The organism is Streptomyces sp. NPDC006265, assembly GCF_040613555.1.
Taxonomy (GTDB): Bacteria; Actinomycetota; Actinomycetes; order Streptomycetales; family Streptomycetaceae; genus Streptomyces.
This window is the reverse complement of the sequence record NZ_JBEXSH010001031.1, coordinates 1-2,868: the sequence shown is the minus strand read 5'-3', so window position 1 is coordinate 2,868 and position 2,868 is coordinate 1. Positions and strand designations below refer to the sequence as shown.

Here is a 2,868-nt window from a genome sequence, read left to right as displayed (position 1 = left end):
GTGCAGTCGGCGGGCTGCCAGGCGTCGTCGGGGCCGCCCGGCCAGGTGTGCGGGCCGGTGCCGAGGGAGACGCCCATGCGGGGCGGCGCGACGGTCGTACCGACACCGCGGCGGCGCTGCAGCCTGCCTTCGAGTTCAAGCTGCTCCAGTGCCTGGCGCAGCGTGGCGCGGGCGACGCCGAAGCGGGCCGCGAGGTCGCGCTCGTTGGGCAGGATCTCGCCCACCGCGAACTCCGAGTCGAGCGCTTCACTGAGCACCGTCTTGAGATGCCAGTACTTCGGTTCCTGCACCGATTCCAGCTGCGTGGTCCCCACCCTGTCCTCCGCAATCGCCGTGGTCGGCGGCGTTTCAGCGCCCTTGTTTATTAAAGGTTGTTGCACTTCTCTGCGACCATAGGGCGGCCCTGATCCTTGGTCAAGACCAATGGCCGGGAACGTTCACGGGGCGGGTACGCGGCGCCGCTGACCGGCCCGGCGGCGCGTCTAGGCGGCCAGCGACCGCAGCTTGTCGGGGTTGCGGACGATGTAGACCGACTGCACGCGGCCGTCGGCCACGTCGAGTTGGAAGACGGAGTCGGGTTCGCCGCCGGACAGGATCAGCGCGGCCGGGCCGCCGTTGAGCTCCAGGAACCGCACGGACAGGCCCGGGAGGCTCTTCTGTGCGACGCCGACGAGGAAGCGGCCCGCCTTGTCGGCGGTCTGCAGGACCCGCAGCGGCGCCTGCGACTTGCCGCCGCTGTCACCGACGAGCCGGACCTCCGGGGCGAGGAGCGCCATCAGGCCTTCGAGGTCGCCGTCGGCCGCCGCGGCGAGGAACCGCTCGGTGAGGTCGCGGCGCTGGGCGGGATCGACCTCGTAGCGGGGGCGCCGCTCCTCGACGTGCTTGCGGGCCCGCCCGGCCAGCTGGCGCACCGCCGGTTCGCCGCGGTCGAGCATGACGGCGATGTCCGCGTAGGGGAAGGCGAAGGCCTCGCGGAGCACGAACACGGCCCGCTCCAGCGGTGACAGCGACTCCAGCACCACGAGGACGGCGAGGGAGACGGAGTCGGCGAGCACGGCCCGCTCGGCGGTGTCGGGCACGGTGTCGCCGAAGTCGGTGACGTACGGCTCGGGCAGCCAGGGGCCGACGTACGTCTCGCCGCGTGCCTTGATCTGGCGCAGGCGGTCGATGGCCAGCCGGGTGGTGATCCGCACGAGGTAGCCGCGCGGTTCGCGCACGTCGTCGCGAGGTGTGCCGGTCCAGCGCAGCCAGGCCTCCTGGACCACGTCCTCCGCGTCGGCGACGCGTCCCAGCATGCGGTAGGCGACGCCCAGCAGGACGGGGCGGTGCGCTTCGAAAACGTCGGTGGCGGTCTTGGTGGTCACGGCTCCATCCCAGCCCACCGATGGTGCCCTGTCCAGGCGGAACCGCCCCTTCCCGGACAGAATGGCCGGCAGGACGCCGATGATCGGCGGCACGGCTGCGGAGGTGGCGATGCGGTACGCGGTGCTGGGCACGGGGCAGGTCGGGCGCACGCTCGGCGGACGGCTGGTGGAGCTGGGCCACGAGGTGCGGCTCGGCTCGCGCACACGGGACAACACGGCCGCCGTGCAGTGGGCCGCTTCGGCCGGCCCGAGGGCGGGCGCGGGGACGTTCGCGGAGGCGGCGGAGTTCGGCGAGGTCGTGGTGAACGCGGTCGGCGGGCGGGTGGCGCTCGCCGCGCTGGAGGCCGCCGGAGCGCAGAACGTCGACGGGAAGGTCGTCGTGGACGTGTCCAACCCGCTGGCGTTCGAGGAGGGCGAGCTGCGGCTGTCCCCGGTCGAGTCGGACAGTGTGGGCGAGCAGATCCAGCGGGCGTTTCCGCACGCGCGTGTGGTGAAGTCGCTGAACACGGTCAACCACCGGGTGATGGTGGATCCGGCCAGTGTGCCGGGCGAGCACCACGTCTTCGTCTGCGGAGACGACCCGGGCGCCAAAGAGCAGGTGACTGCGCTGCTCGGGGAGTTCGGCTGGCCCGCGGAGCGCGTCCTCGACCTGGGCGGCATCCGGGCGGCTCGCGCGGTGGAGATGTGGCTGCCCCTGTGGGCCGGCCTGTTCCAGAAGTTCGGGCACGGTGAGTTCAACCTGGAGGTGCGGCGGGCCCGTTGAGCGGCCCTGCGCCGTGAAGGTGGCGCCCCCATGGGGCTACCCGCGGGTAGCAATTGCTGACAAGCTGTCTACGGCGTCCGTCAGCGAGTACAGCCGAGGAGCACCCCATGTCCGCCACCGTCTCCTTCAAAGTCGCCTCCGCGCAGGGCGAGCAGAGCGTGACCCTGTCCTACACACGCCGGGGCAGCGGCGAACCGCTGCTCCTGCTGCACGGCATCGGCCACCACCGGCAGGCGTGGGAACCGGTGATCCCCGCGCTCGCGGCCGAACGCGACGTGATCGCCGTGGACCTGCCCGGCTGCGGCGATTCACCGGCGCTCCCGGACGGCATGGCGCACGACCTGCCCACGATGAGCACGGTCCTGAAGGCGCTCTTCGGGGCGCTGGAGATCGATCGGCCGCACGTGGCGGGCAACTCGCTGGGCGGCCTGCTGGCGCTGGACCTGGCCCGGGCCCAGCTCGTCCGCTCGGTCACCGCGCTGTCCCCCGCCGGGTTCTGGAACGAGGCCGAGCGCCGTTACGCCTTCACCGTGCTGTCGACGATGCGGCAGATCGCCCGGCGCCTGCCGCCGCCGGTGGTCGAGCGGCTGGCCCGCCCGGCCCTCGGCCGCACCCTGCTGACGAGCACCATCTATGCCCGCCCGGGCCGCCGTTCACCCGAGGCCGTGGTCGCCGAGACGCTCGCGCTGGCCCGGGCCCAGGGGTTCTCCGAGACGCTGCGCTCCGGCCGGACCGTGCAGT

4 protein-coding genes are annotated in these 2,868 nt (G+C 72.6%); 2 read left to right on the top strand and 2 right to left on the bottom strand.

What is annotated here, in order from left to right; translation table 11 throughout:
- Together ABZ281_RS44675 and ABZ281_RS44670 are read right to left on the bottom strand one after the other, a co-directional pair.
- Positions 1-314: GntR family transcriptional regulator (locus ABZ281_RS44675; RefSeq protein ID WP_356664030.1), on the bottom strand; the 314-nt coding region annotated here is incomplete at its 3' end.
- Positions 315-482: 168 nt separating this feature from the next.
- A complete protein-coding gene (locus ABZ281_RS44670) occupies positions 483-1,364 on the bottom strand; it encodes an RNA polymerase sigma-70 factor (protein WP_356664028.1) in 882 nt (293 codons plus the stop codon).
- 109 nt (positions 1,365-1,473) lie between these two features.
- Between ABZ281_RS44670 and ABZ281_RS44665 the strand changes: the two genes are divergently transcribed.
- Positions 1,474-2,127 (top strand): NAD(P)-binding domain-containing protein, encoded by a 654-nt coding sequence (locus tag ABZ281_RS44665; RefSeq protein WP_356664032.1) that lies wholly within the window; start codon positions 1,474-1,476, stop codon positions 2,125-2,127.
- 107 nt (positions 2,128-2,234) lie between these two features.
- A partial coding sequence (locus ABZ281_RS44660) for an alpha/beta fold hydrolase (protein ID WP_356664026.1) occupies positions 2,235-2,868 on the top strand: 634 nt, incomplete at its 3' end.

What these genes read in the sequence shown, in the direction of transcription:
- ABZ281_RS44665 (WP_356664032.1), top strand. Translation starts at nt 1,474, where the DNA reads ATGCGGTACGCGGTGCTGGGCACGGGGCAGGTCGGGCGCACGCTCGGC.